General features: G+C 35.2%; 21 protein-coding genes. 12 read left to right on the plus strand and 9 right to left on the minus strand.

What is annotated here, in order from left to right; translation table 11 throughout:
* The first annotated feature begins 1 nt into the window (after window position 1).
* Window positions 2-1,591 carry an MDR family MFS transporter gene (locus ACHRV3_RS19495; RefSeq protein ID WP_047778629.1) on the plus strand — a complete coding sequence of 530 codons (1,590 nt, stop codon included), beginning with the start codon at window positions 2-4 and terminating at the stop codon, window positions 1,589-1,591.
* Window positions 1,592-1,789: 198 nt separating this feature from the next.
* Here ACHRV3_RS19495 and yaaA read toward each other — a convergent pair whose 3' ends face one another.
* A complete protein-coding gene (gene yaaA / locus ACHRV3_RS19500) occupies window positions 1,790-2,548 on the minus strand; it encodes a peroxide stress protein YaaA (RefSeq protein ID WP_230002907.1) in 759 nt (252 codons plus the stop codon).
* A gap of 617 nt (window positions 2,549-3,165) precedes the next feature.
* On the opposite strand from yaaA, the gene ACHRV3_RS19505 reads away from it, so the two are divergent.
* Both ACHRV3_RS19505 and ACHRV3_RS19510 read left to right on the plus strand, forming a co-directional pair.
* A complete protein-coding gene (locus ACHRV3_RS19505; protein ID WP_395435585.1) occupies window positions 3,166-4,599 on the plus strand; it encodes a CCA tRNA nucleotidyltransferase in 1,434 nt (477 codons plus the stop codon).
* A gap of 166 nt (window positions 4,600-4,765) precedes the next feature.
* Window positions 4,766-5,791, plus strand: coding sequence for a heme A synthase (locus ACHRV3_RS19510; protein WP_395435586.1), 1,026 nt, complete (start codon window positions 4,766-4,768; stop codon window positions 5,789-5,791).
* Here the strand turns inward: ACHRV3_RS19510 and ACHRV3_RS19515 are convergent.
* The 8 genes from ACHRV3_RS19515 to ACHRV3_RS19550 all read right to left on the minus strand — a co-directional run bounded on the left by ACHRV3_RS19515 (window position 5,772) and on the right by ACHRV3_RS19550 (window position 12,337).
* Window positions 5,772-6,539: a LytTR family DNA-binding domain-containing protein gene (locus tag ACHRV3_RS19515; RefSeq protein ID WP_047778625.1), complete on the minus strand. Its 768-nt coding sequence runs from the start codon at window positions 6,537-6,539 to the stop codon at window positions 5,772-5,774. The genes ACHRV3_RS19510 and ACHRV3_RS19515 overlap by 20 nt on opposite strands.
* 44 nt (window positions 6,540-6,583) lie before the next feature.
* Window positions 6,584-6,952 (minus strand): 2TM domain-containing protein, encoded by a 369-nt coding sequence (locus ACHRV3_RS19520; RefSeq protein ID WP_395435587.1) that lies wholly within the window; start codon window positions 6,950-6,952, stop codon window positions 6,584-6,586.
* Window positions 6,953-6,968: 16 nt separating this feature from the next.
* Window positions 6,969-7,277 carry a 2TM domain-containing protein gene (locus ACHRV3_RS19525; RefSeq protein ID WP_395435588.1) on the minus strand — a complete coding sequence of 103 codons (309 nt, stop codon included), beginning with the start codon at window positions 7,275-7,277 and terminating at the stop codon, window positions 6,969-6,971.
* Between the two features lie 2 nt (window positions 7,278-7,279).
* Entirely contained in the window at window positions 7,280-7,609 is a 330-nt protein-coding gene (locus ACHRV3_RS19530) for a 2TM domain-containing protein (protein ID WP_047778622.1), read from the minus strand.
* Between the two features lie 2 nt (window positions 7,610-7,611).
* The gene (locus tag ACHRV3_RS19535; protein WP_230002911.1) at window positions 7,612-7,917 is read right to left on the minus strand and encodes a 2TM domain-containing protein; all 306 of its coding nucleotides are present in this window, start codon (window positions 7,915-7,917) and stop codon (window positions 7,612-7,614) included.
* Between the two features lie 2 nt (window positions 7,918-7,919).
* Window positions 7,920-9,278 carry a 2TM domain-containing protein gene (locus ACHRV3_RS19540; protein ID WP_047778620.1) on the minus strand — a complete coding sequence of 453 codons (1,359 nt, stop codon included), beginning with the start codon at window positions 9,276-9,278 and terminating at the stop codon, window positions 7,920-7,922.
* Between the two features lie 18 nt (window positions 9,279-9,296).
* Window positions 9,297-9,920: a hypothetical protein gene (locus ACHRV3_RS19545; RefSeq protein ID WP_047778619.1), complete on the minus strand. Its 624-nt coding sequence runs from the start codon at window positions 9,918-9,920 to the stop codon at window positions 9,297-9,299.
* A 251-nt stretch (window positions 9,921-10,171) separates the two neighbouring features.
* Window positions 10,172-12,337 (minus strand): carboxypeptidase-like regulatory domain-containing protein, encoded by a 2,166-nt coding sequence (locus ACHRV3_RS19550; RefSeq protein ID WP_395435589.1) that lies wholly within the window; start codon window positions 12,335-12,337, stop codon window positions 10,172-10,174.
* A 138-nt stretch (window positions 12,338-12,475) separates the two neighbouring features.
* Here ACHRV3_RS19550 and ACHRV3_RS19555 point away from each other — a divergent pair, with 138 nt between their 5' ends.
* The 9 genes from ACHRV3_RS19555 (at window position 12,476) to ACHRV3_RS19595 (ending at window position 19,785) form a co-directional block, all read left to right on the plus strand.
* Window positions 12,476-12,934, plus strand: coding sequence for a DinB family protein (locus ACHRV3_RS19555; protein WP_047778617.1), 459 nt, complete (start codon window positions 12,476-12,478; stop codon window positions 12,932-12,934).
* Between the two features lie 362 nt (window positions 12,935-13,296).
* Window positions 13,297-13,755 carry a YciI family protein gene (locus ACHRV3_RS19560; RefSeq protein WP_230002915.1) on the plus strand — a complete coding sequence of 153 codons (459 nt, stop codon included), beginning with the start codon at window positions 13,297-13,299 and terminating at the stop codon, window positions 13,753-13,755.
* A gap of 8 nt (window positions 13,756-13,763) precedes the next feature.
* A complete protein-coding gene (locus tag ACHRV3_RS19565) occupies window positions 13,764-14,339 on the plus strand; it encodes a sugar O-acetyltransferase (RefSeq protein WP_395435590.1) in 576 nt (191 codons plus the stop codon).
* The gene (locus ACHRV3_RS19570; RefSeq protein WP_395435591.1) at window positions 14,339-14,728 is read left to right on the plus strand and encodes a VOC family protein; all 390 of its coding nucleotides are present in this window, start codon (window positions 14,339-14,341) and stop codon (window positions 14,726-14,728) included. The genes ACHRV3_RS19565 and ACHRV3_RS19570 overlap by 1 nt, the downstream gene beginning before the upstream one ends.
* Window positions 14,729-15,329: 601 nt before the next feature.
* Window positions 15,330-16,610: a chloride channel protein gene (locus tag ACHRV3_RS19575; RefSeq protein ID WP_395435592.1), complete on the plus strand. Its 1,281-nt coding sequence runs from the start codon at window positions 15,330-15,332 to the stop codon at window positions 16,608-16,610.
* A gap of 4 nt (window positions 16,611-16,614) precedes the next feature.
* Window positions 16,615-17,214, plus strand: a complete 600-nt coding sequence (locus ACHRV3_RS19580) for an HPP family protein (RefSeq protein ID WP_047778612.1) — start codon at window positions 16,615-16,617, stop codon at window positions 17,212-17,214.
* 478 nt (window positions 17,215-17,692) lie between these two features.
* Window positions 17,693-18,232: a hypothetical protein gene (locus ACHRV3_RS19585; RefSeq protein WP_047778611.1), complete on the plus strand. Its 540-nt coding sequence runs from the start codon at window positions 17,693-17,695 to the stop codon at window positions 18,230-18,232.
* 91 nt (window positions 18,233-18,323) lie between these two features.
* Window positions 18,324-18,683: a four helix bundle protein gene (locus ACHRV3_RS19590; protein ID WP_047778610.1), complete on the plus strand. Its 360-nt coding sequence runs from the start codon at window positions 18,324-18,326 to the stop codon at window positions 18,681-18,683.
* 43 nt (window positions 18,684-18,726) lie between these two features.
* Window positions 18,727-19,785, plus strand: a complete 1,059-nt coding sequence (locus ACHRV3_RS19595) for a nucleoid-associated protein (protein ID WP_047778609.1) — start codon at window positions 18,727-18,729, stop codon at window positions 19,783-19,785.
* Window positions 19,786-19,807: the final 22 nt, after the last annotated feature.

A 19,807-nucleotide genomic window follows, 5' to 3' on the forward strand; every position in this document is an offset into this window, starting at 1 on the left:
TATGGCAACAGCAGTACAAGCAGAAGATGATTTAGTAGAATACGGTTTCAGACGTGTCATTATTACGATTACAGCGGTACTTTGTGCCTTACTGGAAATTGTTGATACCACGATTGTAAACGTAGCACTAACAGACATGCGAGGTAGCCTTGGTGCTACTTTGACTGATGTGGCCTGGGTTATTACAGCATACGCCATTGCGAATGTTATTGTAATACCGATGACAAGCTGGCTTTCGCAGCAATTTGGAAGACGTAATTATTTTGTGGCCTCTATCATCTTATTTACGGTCTGCTCCTTTTTATGTGGAAATGCCAGTAATATCTGGGAACTGGTAGCTTTCAGGTTCGTACAAGGTATGGGTGGAGGTGCCTTACTGGTAACCGCTCAAACCATTATTACCGAAAGTTATCCGGTAGCAAAACGTGGTATGGCACAGGCTATTTATGGAATGGGTGTAATTGTTGGTCCAACTTTAGGTCCGCCTTTAGGAGGTTATTTAGTAGATAATTATTCTTGGCCTTATATCTTTTATATCAATATTCCTTTGGGAATTATTGCTACTATTTTGGCACTAACTTTTGTTAGAAGTCCGAAATATGGAGAAAAACTAAAAGCAAATCAGGTAGACTGGTGGGGAATTATTCTTTTGGCAACGTTTATCGGTTCTTTACAATTTGTTTTAGAACACGGACAACAAGACGACTGGTTTAATGATCCCTTAATTACAGGATTAAGTGTCCTTACCGTTTTTGGATTAGTCCTTTTTATATGGAGAGAGCTTACTTATAAATATCCGATTGTAAATCTGAGTGTATTAAAAGATGGAAATCTAAGAATTGGAACGGTAATGTGTTTTATTCTAGGTTTCGGTTTATACGGATCAACATTGATTATCCCGATCTACACCCAGTCCATTTTAGGATGGACGGCAACTGATGCGGGACTATTATTGATTCCGGGTTCGATTACAACAGCGATCATGATGCCATTTGTTGGAAACATGATACAGAAAGGGGTTCCGCAAGGGTATATGGTTGGAGTTGGATTTTTAGTCTTCTTCTTTTTTACCTTTATGATGCAAACCCGTATGACACCTGATACCGGTGTAGAACATATGTATTGGCCGTTGATTTTAAGAGGTATTGGATTAGGTTTACTTTTTGTACCAATCACAACACTTTCGCTTTCGACTTTAAAAGGGAAACATATTGGTGAAGGAGCTGCTTTTACCGGAATGATGCGTCAATTAGGAGGATCGTTCGGTATTGCCATTATCACCACTTTTATCACCCGTTTCAGTCAAGAGCACCGAGTTAATCTGATCAACAATTTAGATCCTGCAAATCATGATGTGCAGCAACGTATTTCAGGAATGCAACATGCTTTTATGTCCAAAGGATATAGCGCCGATGTCGCCCTTAAAAAGGCCTATCAGGCAATAGATTATGCTATTTTAAAACAAAGTACAGTAATGTCATACATTGATATTTTTATGTATTTAGGAATCATGTTCTTATGCTGTATTCCGATTATATTTTTCATCAAAAAAGGAAAAAACAAAATTAATCCTGCTGATGCAATGCATTAATTTTTAACAAAACTAAAAAAGCCGAATTCAAAAATTTGAATTCGGCTTTTTTACTTCGGAAAATTCTATAATGAGATTTTAGGTCTTCAAATTAAATAATTTGGCTAAAGCCTTTTGAAAAACACCCCTGGTCCCACCAGCTGAAGCTGGGGGCTATTAAACCTGAAACCTGAAACTTTAAACTTTTAACAAAAAAACCTACCTCGTAAAAACCAGGTGATTTCCTTTCGAAAGATTCGCATCAAACTGATACCCTTCATAATTAAAGCCTTTCAAATCATCTATCGTTTCAGCATTGGTGTCGATAATGTAACGCACCATCATTCCTCTTGCTTTCTTTGCGAAGAAACTGATTATCTTTAATTTGCCGTCTTTATAATCTTTAAAATCAGGGGTAATTACCGGAACTTTCAAGTTTTTAACATCAACAGCGGAGAAATACTCAGTACTGGCTAAATTCACAAACAACTCTCCTTTTTTCAGTTCTTTATTCAGCGCTTTTGTAACGGGACCTTTCCAAAAATCATGTAGATTCTTATGCTCTTCTATTGGTAGTTTTGTACCCATTTCCAAACGATACGCCTGCATGAGATCCAAAGGTTTTAAGACTCCATAAAGTCCTGATAAAATTCTCAGTTTATCTTGCAGCACCTCTAACTTTTCTAACGGAAGAGTATAAGCATCCAAACCGGTATATACATCGCCATCGAAAGTATAAACTGCCGGACGTGCATTTTCGGGAGTGAAAGGTGTTTTCCAAACTTGATTTCTCTGCCAGTTCAGATCGGCTAATTTTTCGGAAATCGACATTAACACAGCCAAATCTGCCGGTTTTTTAGGTTTTAAAACTTTATGAACCACACGGGCTTCCTTTAAAAAAGACGGTTCTGTATATTGAGTAGTTGGTAATTCTTTTTCGAAATTTAATGACTTCGCAGGCGATATAACAATTTTCATTTGTGCATTTTTAAGTGACCCAAAAATACAAATTGCATTTCTAAAAATAACTAATCAGGATTGATTTGTTCGATGGTGATATAGGCCTATTCGTTGCTGTATTTTTTTTAAACACGAATTACACGAATTATCACTAATTAAACTGCGCAAGCCATACTTAAACATTCGTGATAATTCGTGTAATTTGTGCCAAGCCTTTTTCTAAACACAAATTGCTCTTATAAAAACAACCGATTCGTTGCTTATTTTTTTAACACGAATTACACAAATTTTCACTAATTAAACTGCGGAAGCCACACCAAAAAATTCGTGATAATTCGTGCAATTCGTGTTAAACCTTTTACCCGTTTACGCCTAACATTCTATAATTACACCAATTTTCACGAATCAAACTCCACAAGCCGGACAAAAACATTCGTGATAATTCGTGTAATTCGTGTCAAACCTTTTCCTCGTTTACCACTACATTTTGTGTTTTGGTAAAAATTGCCCCATAAAACTAAGACTTTCGATAAAAAAGTGAGCGATAGATTATAAAAGGCATTTTCAATGTTGTAAATTTGCAGGCGTTCCATTCTCTTCAAGAATAAGACGTACTATTTAAAATTCGTGAATTCGTGGCTATACAAACAAATTATAAAACAGCTTTACAACATAAAATCTTCGGAATCATTTCGCAGGCATCTCAGGAACTAAACGTAGACAGTTATGTCATTGGCGGCTTTGTACGGGATTTACTTTTAAACCGTGGTTCAAAAAAAGATATTGATGTTGTGGCCGTTGGCAGCGGTATCGAATTGGCTTTAAAAGTATCTGAATTACTTCCTAAAAATCCAAAAGTACAAGTTTTCAAAACCTACGGAACTGCTATGTTGCGCTTTGAAGACACGGACATTGAATTTGTCGGAGCCCGTAAAGAATCTTATAATTTTGACAGTAGAAATCCTCTTGTCGAAAACGGAACACTTGAAGACGATCAAAACCGTCGTGATTTCACGATAAATGCTTTAGCCTTATCCCTAAACGAAAAAACTTTCGGAGATCTTTCTGATCCTTTTGACGGATTGGCAGATTTAGAAAATAAAATCATCAAAACACCCTTAGATCCAAGTATTACTTATTCTGATGATCCGTTGCGAATGCTTCGCGCCATTCGTTTCGCTACCCAGTTAGGTTTTGAGATTGAAAAGAATTCTTTGGATGCCATTACTAAAAATGCAGACCGAATTAATATCATCTCGGGAGAAAGAATTGTCGATGAATTAAACAAAATTCTTTCGACAGACCAACCTTCTATCGGATTTTTACTTTTATATAAAACCGGACTTTTAGATCTTATTTTACCCGAATTGACTGCGTTGAATCAAGTGGAAGAAATTGAAGGTCATACCCACAAAAACAATTTTTACCATACACTGGAAGTCGTAGACAATATTTGTCCCAATACCGATGATGTTTGGTTGCGTTGGTCTGCTTTATTGCACGATATTGGAAAAGCGCCAACAAAACGTTTCAATAAAAAACAAGGCTGGACTTTTCACGGACATGAGTTTTTAGGCGGAAAAATGGCTAAGAAAATATTCGAACGCTTGCACATGCCTTTGAATCACAAAATGAAATTTGTACAGAAAATGGTTATTATGAGTTCACGTCCAATTGTATTGGCACAGGATCTTGTAACCGATAGTGCTGTGCGTCGTTTGGTTTTTGATGCCGGAGAAGATGTAGAAAATCTAATGACCTTGTGCGAAGCTGATATTACAACTAAGAACCCGTCTAAGTTCAAAAAATACCATAAAAACTTCGAATTGGTCCGCAAAAAAATTGTTGAAGTTGAAGAACGCGATCATGTGCGTAATTTTCAACCACCAATTTCAGGTGAAGAAATTATGGAACTATTCGATTTGAAGCCATCGCGTGAAATCGGCGTTTTGAAAGAAGCGGTAAAAGAAGCCATTTTAGAAGGTGAAATCCCTAACGAATATCAGGCTGCTTATGATTTTGTTGTAAAAAGAGCGGAGAAGATGGGGTTGATAAAAGCCTCTAAGTAACTAAGTTTCTGAAACTGTAAGGCTACAGCGCCCACGAAAGCAAAATACTGATTATTAAAAAAATAAAATATTGTAAATAGAACATTTGCTGTTTAAAAAAAGACGTGGTTAACCACTACAAACTCAGAACCTCAGCAATTTAGTTCCTCAGCAACTTTTAAAAAGAATGAAAAAACACTTCCCTACAATCGCAAAAACAGCATTAGTTTTAGTTTATTTAGTAATTGTTGCAGGAGCATTAGTACGTATGACAGGTTCCGGAATGGGTTGTCCGGACTGGCCAAAGTGTTTTGGATATTACATTCCTCCAACGGATTTAAAAGAACTGACCTGGGCACCCAATCGTGTTTTCGAAAAAGGACAAGTAATCATTAAAGACGAAACCTTATTGGTTGCCAAAGACAATTTTACAACTCAGACTAATTTTGACGTTTCGCATTGGGAGAAATACACCAAACACGATTATGCGATTTTTAATCCGCTTCATACTTGGATCGAATATATCAATCGTTTGTGTGGTGCTTTGGCAGGAATGGCTTGCTTTTTTATGGCTATTGCTTCCTTTAAATTTTGGAAAGAGAAGAAAAGAATTACCCTTCTTTCCTGGTTAGTTGTTTTTATGATGGGCTTTCAGGCGTGGTTAGGCGCGAAAGTGGTGTATTCGGTATTAAACCCGATCAAAATTACTGTCCATATGGTTATGGCTTTGGTTATTGTTGCCGTGATTTTATACATTATACAGGTAGCAAGACCAAAACTCGCAGCAGTAACGTACAATAGCACATTCAAAAATGTACTATTACTTTCTCTTTTACTGACCTTAATACAAGTAGCTATTGGTACACAAGTACGTCAGCTTGTCGATCAGCAAATAAAAAACGGGTTAACCGAAAGTATTCTTTGGCTGCAAAACCCTACTATTACCTTTTATATTCACCGTTCTTTCTCTGTTATCGTTTTACTTGTAAATGTGTATTTATTCACTAAAAACAGAAAACTAAACTTAGGATTTTCAAAGATGAACTGGGTATTGGCTCTTATCGGAATTGAAATTCTAACTGGAATGGCTATGGCTTATCTTGATTTCCCAATTGGAAGTCAGGCCATACATTTAGTATTGGCCTCTATCTTATTCGGAATTCAGTTTTATATGATTTTGGAAGCGCAAAAACCTAGTTCAGCCAATTCTTAAAATCCTGAACTTTTTCACGGCTTACCACTACCTCATCTTCTTTATATGAAGGTAAAATTACTTTCAAACGGGAGTTGGTGTATACTTGTATTTCTTTTATTGCCTTTAGTGGTACAATAAACTTTCTGCTTACACGAAAGAAATCTTTCATATCAACTTCTTGTTCGAGAATCTCTAAAGTCGAATCGATTAAGTAGTTTCTGTTTTCAAAAGTATGAATGTAGGTTCCTTTATTTTCACTAAAAAAACATTCAATTTCGTCGATTGTAATTACTTTAAGCTGTTGACCGATTTTAACGGTAAAGCGTTTTTTGTAGTTTTTCTCAAAGGGATTTGACAACATCTTCCTGATCTGTTCAAAATCAAGCTGAAGATTGGTATTCTCCATATCTAATTTAGGAAGACGACTTTTAAATTTAGTAACGGCAACATCAAGATCATCTTCGTCAATAGGCTTCAGAAGGTAGTCGATACTGTTCAGTTTAAAGGCTTTCAAAGCATATTCGTCATAAGCAGTAGTGAAAATAATAGCGCTTTTAATGTCTATTTTTTCAAAAATTTCGAACGATAAACCATCAGACAACTGTATATCCAAAAAAATCAGATCGGGATGGTTGTTATTCGAAAACCAGTCTATTGATTCTTCAACAGAATGTAACATGGTTTCTACGCTAATATTTAGCTTTTCAAGCTTTCGCTGCAACAATCTTGCTGCCGGCTTTTCGTCTTCAATAATTAATGTGGTCATTTAATAAAATGCAAGGATTTACAAAAATAACCTTAAAATTAGTACTATTTTTTGAGTTTAGATCGCTCCTTATCCATATATTTTTGAATTTTCTTTTCTTGCCACTCCTGACCAAAAAACAAGTTCTCTCCAAAAACAGATAATGCATGAAAAAACAAACCAATCCCCCAAAAAAGCGCTGTCGAATAAGTATGCCAGTCTAACAATCCAATCTCATAAAGATCTGCTCCTCTCCCAAACCAATCCCGATTTAAGTTGGTTATTATTATGATTATATTTACAATAACATAAATCCTCAAATGCGAGTAAAACCCTTTGATTCTGCGCATCTTTTTGTATGCTGCATCAAAATTCTCATCATCACCAAATTGCTCAAAATAATCTTCTCGTGTATCTCTTTTATAGTGTCTCATTTTTATTTTTATTAGATTATTGCCACTTTTCTTTATTATTGTTTTTTTCTTTCTCCATGAGTTCTTTAATTTTCTTTTCTTCCCAGTCTTTTCCTAAAACCGGAAGCACATCAAAAACCATCAGTCCATGAAAAACAACTCCTATACCCCACCACATTAAGGGCCAATAGAACCATAAATACTCCGGTGATGTCAATAAATTTATAACCAGTAAAACTATATTTACACCTATAAAAGATGCCAGATTACCGTAAAACCCTTTGATTTTTTCTACTTTCTTTTTAGCGGAAAAATATCGATCCTCTTCATTAAAATTTAGTTCCATGATTACTCCCATTTTTGCGTTTTTGACTTTTTCTCTAAGATGCTTTTTACTTTACGCTCTTCCCACTCCTCTCCAAATATTTTATAAGAAGCAAACAAATCAATTGCCGTCACTACTAAAAAGACCGTCCAGACACCCATTATAAGTAGATTGAGATGCTTTATCGGAAAGAAATTTAAAGGCGCTCCGAAATACTCTTTTGAAACAAAAATAAGTACGCCAATAACATAGATAATCAGATGCCTGTAAAACGATCTTAGCTTTACTACTTTTTTACTTGCCATTTTTTGGAGTTCATACTCTTCAATGTTCTTATTAAAATTTGTTTCCATACCTATTTCTTAGTTTCCTTCTTAGCTTCTTTTTCTAAAATTTCTTTGACCTTTTGTTCTTCCCATTCCTTAGTAAAAAAAGGAAAAACATTAAAAACCTTCGCTGCATCCATTGCTATGGCAATCCCCCAGCCAAACAGACACCATAAAAACCATAAATATCCCGGTGAAGTCATCAGATTTATGACTGCTAAAATGGCATTTGCAATCACAAATTCTCCAAGATGCTTGTAAAATTTCCTAAGCTCTGTTACTCTTTTTTGAGCTTGCTGATAACGCTTTTCTTCTTCTGTATAAATTCTTTCCATCCTTACTTCCAATTTTTCTTATTACCCTCTCTTTCCAAAATCTCTCTGATTTTTCTTTCTTCCCAATCTGAACTGTAACCAAACACTTTAAAAGCATGCATTACAACTCCAAATCCCCAGCCTAAAGCCGAAAACCAAAACCATTGAAATCCGGGAGAAAATCTTAAGTTTATAAAAATTAAAAAAGGAATTACACAACAATAAGAAATTACATTACCATAGAATCCTTTTAATTCCTGCACTCTTTTCTTAGCTCTGAAATAGGCTTTAGTTTCATCATTATAATCTGAACTTGTTTCCATAACTGTAACTTGTTTTGTTAAAATTGGTATTTTAACTGTAAAATTTTGTTCATTTTGTTCGATCACCACTTTTCTGTTGGATACGATTGCGTAGCGATTTACAATATTCTGCAAACCAACCCCCTGGCGATCTTGCAAAACTTCTTTTTTCTGAAAATCATTTTGGATTGCGAGATAGTCTCCATCAATAAAAATTCTGATATGAAGCGGTTTCTGCTCACTTACTACATTGTGTTTTACGGTATTTTCAAGCAAAAGCTGTAAAGACAACGGAACCACTTTTGCATCAGGATTTATATCTGTTGTTGGCATTTCGTAAAACAAACTATTCTCGAAACGCATCTTCAACAAATTCATATACGTTTTGGCAAACGATAACTCATCTTCAACCGACACCAACTCTTTATCTTTTTGCTCCAGAACATAGCGATAAATTTTAGACAAGGAAGTGGTAAAACGCTGGGCATTATCAGGATTTTCTTCAATCAAAGAACTCAGAACGTTTAGGCTGTTAAACAAAAAATGCGGATCGATTTGATTTTTTAAACTTTCGAATTTAGCACTGGCAGTTCCGGCAATAATCTTTTGTTGGGTTACCTCAAATTTAGAAGCCTGTTTCCATTTTACCATGAAGCTTCTGGCCTGCATAAAGGTTGAAATCCCTAATGATAAAATAATGTAAAAAAGGTGCGTCCAAATCATTCTTTCGCTTAGAAATTGTTCCGGAGACATATCATGCACATATACAAAAATGACATAATTGATTCCTAAAACTGCCGGAACAGTATAGAGTACCGTACACAGAATTCCATAATACACTCTCAAATTGGTTTGTTCGAGCCAATCCCATTTTTTATCTAAAAGAACATTGAGGAATCCGTTACCAAAGCCAAGTCCAAAAGAATAAGCACAGCTCACTAAGAACGTCAGCGCTACATTTTTCAGATTAAATTCAGATCCCAAAAAAATGGAAAACAGTATTGTAATGACCATAGAAATCTTTAAACAAATGATTGTTCCGCTTTTCAAATTGGCAAATGGATTTTTATGGTCTTTCATTACAAACTATTTTTATTATTATTTTTTACAACTTTTTTGTGTTTCTAAAGCTCTGTCTAATCCCCATTTTGGTGAAAAAGGAGTCTCCGGTTTAAAAGTAGCAAAAAGTTCTATAGCTTTGTCAACCTGAGCACATAATGGTTTTGTGTCAACACCAGTCCATTTTGCTCCTCCTAACTGATAATCCGCTTCACCAAAAACTGCTCTTGGATTATTTGGATCTATAGCTTTTGCTTTAGCATAATTTTCCATTATTTTACCGGAATATTTCTGAGCATTTGTCATTGGGTCCTGTACCACCCAAGCCGTGTAAAGTAAAGCTTGTAACACATATAATTCTGCATTGTTTTGATCTTTTATGAATTCAACATCAAGTGCATCTTGCGCTTTTGTCAATAACAAATCAACTTTAGATCCGTCTTTTTCTGAAAAAGCTGCTGTTGTATTCACTAAAGCCACATAATAATTAGGCAACCAGCTATTTTTTTCAGCAGAAGCAATTCTTTCGAACATAGCCGATGCTTCTGTACTTTTTCCTTCTTTCCAAAGTCCGAATGCTTTTCCCATTCCTTGTTCGAATTGTGTTTGTGCAGATAATAAACCGCAGATAAACAATGTGATGGCTGTAATAATTTTGGTCATGATTTCTTGTTTTTAAAAAGTTATTTATTTAGTTTTTTGAATCTATAAGACTCTGATTTTTGATACTGATTGAAACTCTATTAATTTATACTTCAAAAGTAGGTCGGTTCTTCCGCTTTAAAAACTAATTCCTACCGAGTTGTTGAATTTGGTGACTGAAATGTTTTTTTTAAGGTTCTGAGGTTCTGAGTGGCTAAGCTTCTGAGTTTTTCTTCTTAGAGACTTAGAAACTCAGAACCTTAGCAACTCCCCTAAAGATTCTTCAACTGATTCTCTTTCTTATTCTCACTAATTGTCCAGAAGAAACCAACAAAGAAAAATCGGTCTGCTGTTGGTATAACGGCTTGTCTGTTGTAAACTCCGTTTGTGTCCGGTGATCTTGCGTAATCATATCCGAAAACATTCTGAGTTCCTAAAAGGTTCGAAACCGAGAAATAAAGAATCTTTTGCGTGGTCAGCAAATACGCCCAGTTAAAACTCAAACTATTATACGATTTTGTTTTTCCATTCATAAATTGCGTTTGATTGGGATCATTATAAGGTCTTCCTGAACTAAAGCTGTTGGTAAAACCGATCTGTGATTTCCAATCGGTTATGAAATATTTAGTTACAATTGACAGACTGTGATTGGCAATAAAATTAGGAGTTGCCATCGTTGGGAAATTTTTATACTCTCTTTCTGAATCGATGTACGAGTACGAAATCCAATATTCTAAGTTTTTATACAGATTACTGTCTCTCCAGAATAAATCCAATCCTTTTGCATAACCCGAACCGTTGTTATTGAATACTGAATTGAACTGAATATCCCTAGTATCATATTTTACCAAATTGCTGTAATTCTTATAATATGCTTCAGCTCTGAAAGTCTGACCCGGTTTTGTAAATTGATAGTTCAGGATATAATGCTGTGCTTTTTCACTTTCAAACTGATGGTATTTGGAATATTTGATATAGTCCACTACAGGAGTCTGCGAGAAATCACCGTAAGCAAAAGAGAACTGACTGTTTTTAGAAACTTTGTAAGCAATAGACGCTCTTGGAGCAATATTTGTTTCGTTTAATAAACTGTTGTTTGAAAGTCGGAAACCTACTTTGGCGGCCAGTTTTTTAGAGAATAAGATATCTCCTTCCGTATAAAAAGCAGCGATTCCTGAATCGTACCCATTAGCCACTTTTAGGGCTACATTGTCATCAAAATTTTCATTGAATTTGGTGATGAAATAATCTGCTCCAAAAGACAATTTAAAATAATTAGAAAAATCTTTTCTCAATTTCAATTTCAGCTGTGCGGCATTCTCATTACTGTCAACATCATTGATATCAAACGATACTTTATTTTTACTGTAACCATAGCTTATACCTGAAGTCACTTGCCATCCCGTTCCGAAATTTCCTTTATACGAAGCATTCAAATAAAAGTTGTTATTATTTAAATCGGTTCTGATCGGATCAACAAAGTTTACATTTTTTGAATTTAAATCAAATCTTTCCGAATCAAAAGCGGCATACAGTTTAAGAACCCCTCTTTCAAAATGATAGCGATAAACCGCCTCACCGCCCAAAGATTGATAAGGGTTATTCCAATCCACATTTTGCGGAATAGCGGCCTGATACGGAGCTAAATTGATATAATTGGTATTGATACTGAACGAACTTTTTTTCCATTTTTGGGTATTCCCTACTCCTAAACCAACCGTCATCAAAGCAATATCTGTTTTATTTTGGTCCGGCTCATCCTGTGTATTTAAAAGTAAAACACTTGATAACGCTTCCCCGTATTCTGCAGAATATCCTCCTGTAGAAAAAGCGATTCCACTAAACAAAAAAGGAGAGAAACGGCTACGGGTTGGTAAATTATTGGTCGTTGCCCCATACGGTTGCGCTACACGAAGTCCGTCAACAAAAGTTTGTGTTTCGCTCGCTTCACCTCCACGTACAAACAAACGACCGTCTTCTCCCACATTTTGGGTTCCGGGTAATGTTTGTAAGGCTGCAATAATATTTCCGGCAGAACCTGCTGTTGTTACAATATCTAATGGTTTAAGTACCGAAACTCTGGCTTTATCACCCGATTCTAATGTTCCTGCGGTAATGACAACGGCATCAAGCGCATTTACATTCTCTCGAAGTTTAACCGTTTGGTCTTTAAAATTCGCAACATCTATTTCTTGCTTGTACGTTTCATAAATTAAAAAACTCACTATTAAAAACTGATTTCCCTTTGTTGTGGTTTCAAAAGAGAACTCACCGGTATCAGAACTTGTAGCACCATCATAAGTTCCATCGATATAAATACTGGCTCCCGGAACTGGTTTTCCTTTTTGATCTACCACCTTTCCTGAAATGGTATTTTGGGCGAAAATAAAAGCCGTTGTAAATAAAAATGCAACTGTAAAAATAATCTTGGTTTTCATGTCATTGGTTTTTGATGAGACAAATATATTTTAACACTTTTAGTTAAAAAACATTTAATAACCCAATTGTAGAATTTCATGGATGAGTTGTAAATTACTTATTTGTATCTTAGCTACTGTGTTTTTAAACTACTGATTATGTTAGAAAGTAAAAGAGTTTCAAATTTGTATCAATCCATCTATAATGGAGATCCCTGGCTGGAAGTAACTTTAGAAAATACCTTAAAAAATGTAACTGCAGCTCAGGCATATCGAAAAATAAACCCAAGACTAAACACGATTTGGGAAATTGTCAATCATCTTATACAATGGAGAAGAAACATTCTACGACGTGTTCAGGGCGAAACGGTCACCACTCCGGATCATAATTATTTTGTTCCTGTTTTAGATTCTTCTGAAGCCGCGTGGGAACAATCTCTACAAAGTCTGGCCAAATCGCAAGAATTATGGAATGCCTTTCTGGATACTTTTGATGATGGCAATTTTGAAAAAATATACCCTACTAACAATCATACCTACTACGAGCACATTCATGGAATCATTCAACATGACGTTTATCATTTGGGACAGATTGTTATTTTGAAGAAGTTGCTTTAAATTCGTTTCAAAATTTTTTTTAACACATAGAGACATAGATTTTATAGTTTTTGCTTGCGATTATTCTAGAAAATCACTATTTTTTCTCATAGCTGTTCTATGCGAATTTATGTTAAGTGAAACGTCTTTTACCAAGTCTTCAAACTATGTCTCTATGTGTTAAAAAACAAATCATTACTATTATGAAAAAATCAAACTTCAATACTCCATTTTATAACACATAGACACATAGATTTTATAGATCATACTTGAAATTATTCTAGAAAATCACCCTTTTTTCTATGCGTTTTCATGTTAAGTGAAACGCCTTTTACCAAGTTTTCAAACTATGTCTCTATGTGTTTAAAAAAAAAATTACTATTATGAAAAAATCAATATTCACACTCGCCTTTTTACTTTTGAATTTAGTTGGTTTCGCACAAGCAACCGAATCCAAATACGACGAAAAATTAGCAAAATCCTTAAATGCCGACGAATACGGCATGAAGAAATATGTCTTCTGTCTTTTAAAAACCGGAACTAACACAACCGCGTCTAAAGAAGAAACCAAAAAATTATTTGAAGGACATATGACCAATATCGGCAAACTGGTAAAAGAAGGAAAATTAGTGATCGCAGGACCTTTTATGAAAAACGAACGAAATTACAGAGGAATTTATATTTTTAATGTCGAAACAATCGAAGAAGCAAATGCACTTGTTGCTACAGACCCAGCCATTCAGGCCAAATTACTCGAAGCTGAACTTACTCCTTGGTATTCATCAGCAAGCCTGCAGGAAGTGCTAAAACTTCACGATAAAATTGCTAAGAAAAAAATGTAACTCCCTATATGAAAACTGAAAAAGAAAAAATGATTTCCGGCGAATACTATATATCCGGCGATCCTGTTTTAATAAAAGAACGCCGAAAAGCTAAAAATCTCTTACATCGTTTAAACGTAACCGAATATCGTTTGACAAAAAAAGCAAAAGAAATTATAGCCGAATTAATCCCGAATGCAGGTAAAAGTTTCTATATCGAGCCCCCTTTTCACTGCGACTATGGGTATAATATTTCTTGTGGAGATAATGTTTATTTTAATGTAAACTGTGTCGTTTTAGACTGTGCACCCGTAACTATTGGATCCAATGTTTTTTTTGCACCCAATGTTCAAATTTATACCGCAACTCATCCACTGGATGCTGAATTGAGGAAAACATTAGAAAATGCATTACCCATTTCTATCGGAGATGACTGCTGGATTGGTGGCAACTCTGTAATCTGTCCCGGCATCACAATCGGTAAAGGCTGTGTCATCGGAGCCGGATCTGTGGTAACCAAAAACATTCCGGACAATTCTTTAGCCGTTGGTAATCCTGCAAAAGTGATTAGAAAATTAAATCAAGAACCTCAATCAAAACTATAATGCTTACCTTAAATAAAGTGCACCATATCGCTATTTTATGTTCCGATTACGAGGAATCTAAATATTTCTACACTCAGATTCTCGGACTTACTATTATCCGCGAAATCTACCGCGACGAGCGCCAATCGTATAAACTCGATCTGGCTTTAAACGGCACTTATATTGTTGAATTATTCTCTTTTCCGAATCCTCCACAACGACCGTCACGACCGGAAGCTGTTGGCTTGCGTCATCTGGCTTTTGAAGTTACCGATTTGGAAAAAACGATTGCTTTTTTGAACACAAAAAATATAATATCAGAACCAATCCGAATTGATGAAACGACAGAAAAGCGATTCACTTTTATAGCAGATCCGGATTTATTACCGATTGAATTTTATGAGAGATAAATCGTTTATCCCTCTTTAGTTGGAATTTCTGCTCTTTAAAAAAGTCTCACGCAGATTTTAGCAGAATAAAAAAATCCGCAAAATCTGCAAAATCTGCGTGAAAAAGCTCTTAACTTAATGACATCGTCCTTTAGCTGGAGGTAAAAAAGAAATTACCCAATGAAAGGCTTTAGCAAAAAGCGCTATAAATTTGGCTAAAGCCTTTATCTTCTTCCTTGAATAATCCTCCAACTAAAGCAGGAGGTTATTCAAACATTGCTTTTACCTTTAAAATGAAACTAGTGTAAAAAAACAATTCATTGCTAAAATTCTAAAAAAAATATTCTGTTATATCTTTACGTCCAACAAAACACATTATAAAATTGATTTCAAAACTGATATCATTTTATCAATTGCCTCCAGCTTTAGCTGGAGGTAAAATAGAAATTACCCAATGAAAGGCTTTAGCCAAAAAAGAACCCTAAATTCAAACAAATCCACATAAAATCTCCACTCAGTTACTTTTAACACAATAATATGCTGATTTATTAGGAGAATACTACTTCGATTCTTTAATTTTGTGAATCGCATAAAAATAGTGCGATTTTCAAATTTACTTCTGATGAACAAAACGGCGCAAATCAAAAAAAATCATCAATTTATTGTCTTTCAAAAATTAGTTGTTGTTTCCCTGTTAATTGGTTTTCTCTCTGCTTTTTTAGGAATTTCACTAAAAAAAATTACAGAGTATTACGAAGAAATCTTTTTTCATGAAGTTTCGGTAAATCCTATCTTCTACGTTATTTTTCCGGTTTTCGGATTGTCAGTCATTTATTTTTTAAGACAATATCTTTTCAAAAAGAAAGAGAACAAAGGAATTAAGGAAGTTTTTGAAAGCACCCAATCAAAATCTAAAAACTTACCAACGTATAAAATACCGTCCCACTTTATAAACGGATTATTAACCGTTATTTTCGGAGGTTCAACCGGAATCGAAGTTTCAACTGTAGTAGCCACAGCAACAATTGGCTCGGTAGCAGAACAAAAAGAAAATGTTTTTCGAAAATACAAAACCGAATTAATCTGCGCAGGAGTTGCAGCAGGAATCACGGCATTATTCAGCAGTCCGATTGCGGGAATTTTATTTGCGGTTGAGGTTATTTCCCGAAAAGTGACCCGTGCCTTTATCCTCACAAACGGAATTGCGGTTTCAATCGCTTTTGGTTTGATTACGATTCTAAAAGAAGAACCTTTATTTACGGTTAACGTTACAACTTGGCACTTAAAAGCCATTCCGTATTTTATTCTTTTAGGGATTTTAGCGGGAATAAATTCGGTTTATTTAACGCGTTGTGTATTGTTTTTCAAATCTCAATTCGGCAAGATCCAAACGCATTACTACAAAATTCTCTTAGGCTCGATTGTTTTAAGCATTTCTTTATTTGTGTTTCCGCAATTGTATGGAGAAGGTTATCATTCTATTAAAATGATTTTTGGTACTTCTTCCGAACTTCCTCTAACGATTACTTTAGCTTTAACTTTCATCGGAATTTTGATCCTAAAACCAGTCGTAACTTCTGTAACACTAGCCTCAGGTGGTGATGGTGGTGTTTTTGCTCCGAGTCTTTTTATCGGTGCTTTTTTAGGATTATTAGTAGCTTCAATCTTAAATACGTTTTTTAATACCCAGGTAATTCCGGTCAATTTTATGATTATCGGAATGGCAGCAGTGCTGAGCGCCAGTATCCATGCCCCTTTTACCGCGATATTTTTAGTTTGTGGATTAACAAATGACTATACCTTATTTTTACCCATTTTAGCAGTTTGTCTGATTTCTAAATACACGGCAAAAATGATTTATCCGTATACCGTTTATACGTATTCACCAAGTCTAATAAAATAAAAACATGCCTGTTCAGAAAATAAAAAGAAGCTACCGCAAAACACGTTACATCCTTTATAAAGAAACCTTAATTGATTATAAAGAGCACTTTTGGTCCTTTTTAGGTTCTTTCGTCGGAATCGGAATTCTGGCTTACCTGCAGTCTAAAAACTTCTCCGGTAGCGATGCTGTTTATTTAATTGGTTCTTTTGGTGCTTCGAGTGTTTTAGTGTACGGAATCATTCAGAGCCCGTTTTCACAGCCTCGAAATTTAGTTGGCGGACATATAATCTCTGCTTTTATTGGCGTAACGATTCAGAAATTAGTGCCGGACATTGCTTGGCTTTCTGCCCCGCTGGCCGTTTCGTTTTCGATTATCTTCATGCAAATTACCAAAACGTTACATCCTCCCGGAGGCGCAACAGCACTTATTGCCGTTACAGGCTCTGATCAGATCAAAAACCTGGGGTATGAATATGTATTCTCACCAGTCTTAATTGGCGTTTTAGTTCTGTTGCTTACTGCTTTGATTTTTAATAATATGACTTCGAGCAGAAGTTATCCAAGTCATAGTACTTATCACAAACACTATCATAAAATTAGACAGCGATTGACTCGGAAGTAAAGTTCTTTCTGTAACACGATGTCACCCTGAGCGGAGTCGAAGGCTTGATCGTTGAGAAGGGGCTTCGACTTCGCTCAGCCTGACAGTTGGGGTTTTTAGTCTCGGTTTTCAGTCTCAGTCGCATTTATGTCAACCTGAGCGGAGTCGAAGGCTGGTTCGTCAAGAAGGGCTTCGACTTCGCTCAGCCTGACAGTTGGAGTTTTTAGTCTCGGTTTTCAGTCTCAGTCGCATTTATGTCAACCTGAGCGGAGTCGAAGGCTTGGTCGTTGAGAAGGGCTTCGACTTCGCTCAGCCTGACAGTTGGAGGTTTTTAGTCTCGGTTTTCAGTCTCAGTCGCATTTATGTCACCCTGAGCGGAGTCGAAGGCTTAGATCCGTAAGATTAATTCGTCTTTAAAATATTTTCAACAAATCGTAATTCACAATTCGTATTTCGTTTTTTATATTTTACCTTTGACCTCTCAATAAATACAAAGATTATGGTTTATAAATTTAGAGTAATTCTAGACGCCGAAGAAGACATTTTCAGAGACATTGCAATTCTTGAAGACGATACGCTTGAGGATTTACACAATGCGATCTTCAACGCATTTGGTTTTGACGGAATGGAAGTAGCTTCGTTTTATACCTGCGATGAAACTTGGAATCAGGAAGATGAAATTCCACTTTTTGATACTGGCGACGTTCCAGGTGAACATAAAATCATGAGTGATTATCCATTATCTGATATCTTAGACAAAGAAAATACCAAAATTATCTATGTGTACGATTTTATCAACATGTGGACTTTCTTAGTTGAATTGGCTGCTATCGAAGAGCAATCTGCAGGAGCAACTTATCCGGAAACCTTATTCTCTCACGGAGAAATGCCGGACGAAGCCATAGAAAAAAACTTTGAAGCAGACATGCACGATGATATCTACGGCGAATTTGAAGACGATTTAGACGAAGATGATCTGGATATGTTTGAAGGAGACGATAGTTTTGAAGATTTCGGATTTGAGGAGAATTGGAACTAAGGTAAGGTTCTGAGGTTCTGAGTTACTAAGGTTCTAAGTTTTTTTTATTTACAGAATTTTCTTATTTTTAATAAAATTTAAATTATTACAAATGAGCAATTTCAGAAAGCTTTTAATCTGGCAGAAATCAATGAGCTTGATTACCAAAATCTATATTTCCACTAACCATTTTCCAAAAGAAGAAATATTTGGATTAACTTCACAAATAAGACGCAGTTCAATTTCAATACCCAGTAATATTGCGGAAGGTTTTGGAAGAGAAAGCAATAAAGAGTTTTTACGCTTTTTAAGTATTTCGATAGGTTCATTATTTGAAATGCAAACCCAATTAGAAATAGCAAAAAACATTGCTTATCTAAACGAAAACGAATTTAATAATTTATATGAGGACAGTCGCGAAGTAGAGAGAATGTTAGTTTCATTTATTAAGAAATTAAAAGAAAGAAACTAAAACCTCAGAACCTTAGCAACTCAGAACCTCAGAACCTTTAAATATGATCAACTTATTCAACACCCACATCGAGTCGCTTTCGATACACCGCGTAGGAAACAAAAGCAGAAATGAAGCGATTTTTTTATCGGAACAACCATTTAACTTAAATGACGAAATTGTGCCTCTGATAAAAGAGTACTTTTTTAAGCCTTTTAGAGAAAAAGAAGAAAACTATTATCAGTTTGCGCACGAAGTAGATTTGGATTATAATGATATGTACAAGTATGCTTCGGAGATTTTTGATAATCCGGGTAATGTACAAGAGATTTCTAAAAGAATCACGACACATTTATTTGAGCAGTCGAACCATCCACACATTAAAAACGGAGAGGTTTATGTAACCTATTTAACCAATCTGAGCATTGATAACAATGTTGTTGATGCGATTGGAATTTTTAAAAGCGAATTACAGGCTGACTTTTTACAATTTGAAGAAAAAAACAGTAACCTTGAGATGATCCTGCAACAAGGAATCAACTTGAGTAAACTGGACAAAGGATGTTTGATTTTTAATTATAAAAAAGAAGAAGGATACAAAATTCTGACTGTAGACAGCAACCGTTATGATGCGCGTTATTGGTTAGAGCATTTTTTATCTGTTGATGCTTTTGAAGATGAAAACTTCATCACTAAAAAATACTTAAAGTTCTGTCAAAACTTCGCGAAAGATGTGGTTTTACCGGCAGAAGACAAAAAAGAAGAGGTCATGTTTATGAACCGATCTGTGAATTATTTTGCTAAAAATGATCAGTTTGAAGAACAAAATTTCTTAAATGAAGTATTAGATAATCCTGACTTAATTCCTGAATTCAAAAATTATAAAGTTGATAAAGGAGAAAAATACAGCATCGAAGATGTAACCTCATTCCCTATCGCCAACTCAGCGGTTTCTGACGCTAGAAAATCGATTAAAAACGTAATTAACCTGGATACTCATATTCAGATTAAAATGGATTTTATCAACCCTGAAAGTGCAGAAAAATTTGTTGAAAAAGGCTGGGATGAAGAAAAACAAATGTATTACTATTTAGTTTACTTCAATAAAGAAGAAAAAAGCTAGTAGTCATTCATTTTCTATTACT

Origin of the sequence: Flavobacterium sp. FlaQc-49 (assembly GCF_044005985.1) — a bacterium.
In the GTDB taxonomy this organism is placed as follows: Bacteria; Bacteroidota; Bacteroidia; order Flavobacteriales; family Flavobacteriaceae; genus Flavobacterium; species Flavobacterium cupriresistens.

Bases quoted from the DNA above. Each gene is read 5' to 3' on its own strand.
- ACHRV3_RS19545 (WP_047778619.1), bottom strand. From the start codon at position 9,920: ATGACCAAAATTATTACAGCCATCACATTGTTTATCTGCGGTTTATTA.
- ACHRV3_RS19565 (WP_395435590.1), top strand. From the start codon at position 13,764: ATGAAAACTGAAAAAGAAAAAATGATTTCCGGCGAATACTATATATCC.
- yaaA (WP_230002907.1), bottom strand. From the start codon at position 2,548: ATGAAAATTGTTATATCGCCTGCGAAGTCATTAAATTTCGAAAAAGAA.
- ACHRV3_RS19560 (WP_230002915.1), top strand. From the start codon at position 13,297: ATGAAAAAATCAATATTCACACTCGCCTTTTTACTTTTGAATTTAGTT.
- ACHRV3_RS19590 (WP_047778610.1), top strand. From the start codon at position 18,324: ATGAGCAATTTCAGAAAGCTTTTAATCTGGCAGAAATCAATGAGCTTG.
- ACHRV3_RS19540 (WP_047778620.1), bottom strand. From the start codon at position 9,278: ATGAAAGACCATAAAAATCCATTTGCCAATTTGAAAAGCGGAACAATC.
- ACHRV3_RS19495 (WP_047778629.1), top strand. From the start codon at position 2: ATGGCAACAGCAGTACAAGCAGAAGATGATTTAGTAGAATACGGTTTC.
- ACHRV3_RS19550 (WP_395435589.1), bottom strand. From the start codon at position 12,337: ATGAAAACCAAGATTATTTTTACAGTTGCATTTTTATTTACAACGGCT.
- ACHRV3_RS19585 (WP_047778611.1), top strand. From the start codon at position 17,693: ATGGTTTATAAATTTAGAGTAATTCTAGACGCCGAAGAAGACATTTTC.
- ACHRV3_RS19520 (WP_395435587.1), bottom strand. From the start codon at position 6,952: ATGAGACACTATAAAAGAGATACACGAGAAGATTATTTTGAGCAATTT.
- ACHRV3_RS19575 (WP_395435592.1), top strand. From the start codon at position 15,330: ATGAACAAAACGGCGCAAATCAAAAAAAATCATCAATTTATTGTCTTT.
- ACHRV3_RS19530 (WP_047778622.1), bottom strand. From the start codon at position 7,609: ATGGAAACAAATTTTAATAAGAACATTGAAGAGTATGAACTCCAAAAA.
- ACHRV3_RS19595 (WP_047778609.1), top strand. From the start codon at position 18,727: ATGATCAACTTATTCAACACCCACATCGAGTCGCTTTCGATACACCGC.
- ACHRV3_RS19525 (WP_395435588.1), bottom strand. From the start codon at position 7,277: ATGGAACTAAATTTTAATGAAGAGGATCGATATTTTTCCGCTAAAAAG.
- ACHRV3_RS19570 (WP_395435591.1), top strand. From the start codon at position 14,339: ATGCTTACCTTAAATAAAGTGCACCATATCGCTATTTTATGTTCCGAT.
- ACHRV3_RS19535 (WP_230002911.1), bottom strand. From the start codon at position 7,917: ATGGAAAGAATTTATACAGAAGAAGAAAAGCGTTATCAGCAAGCTCAA.
- ACHRV3_RS19580 (WP_047778612.1), top strand. From the start codon at position 16,615: ATGCCTGTTCAGAAAATAAAAAGAAGCTACCGCAAAACACGTTACATC.
- ACHRV3_RS19555 (WP_047778617.1), top strand. From the start codon at position 12,476: ATGTTAGAAAGTAAAAGAGTTTCAAATTTGTATCAATCCATCTATAAT.
- ACHRV3_RS19515 (WP_047778625.1), bottom strand. From the start codon at position 6,539: ATGACCACATTAATTATTGAAGACGAAAAGCCGGCAGCAAGATTGTTG.
- ACHRV3_RS19510 (WP_395435586.1), top strand. From the start codon at position 4,766: ATGAAAAAACACTTCCCTACAATCGCAAAAACAGCATTAGTTTTAGTT.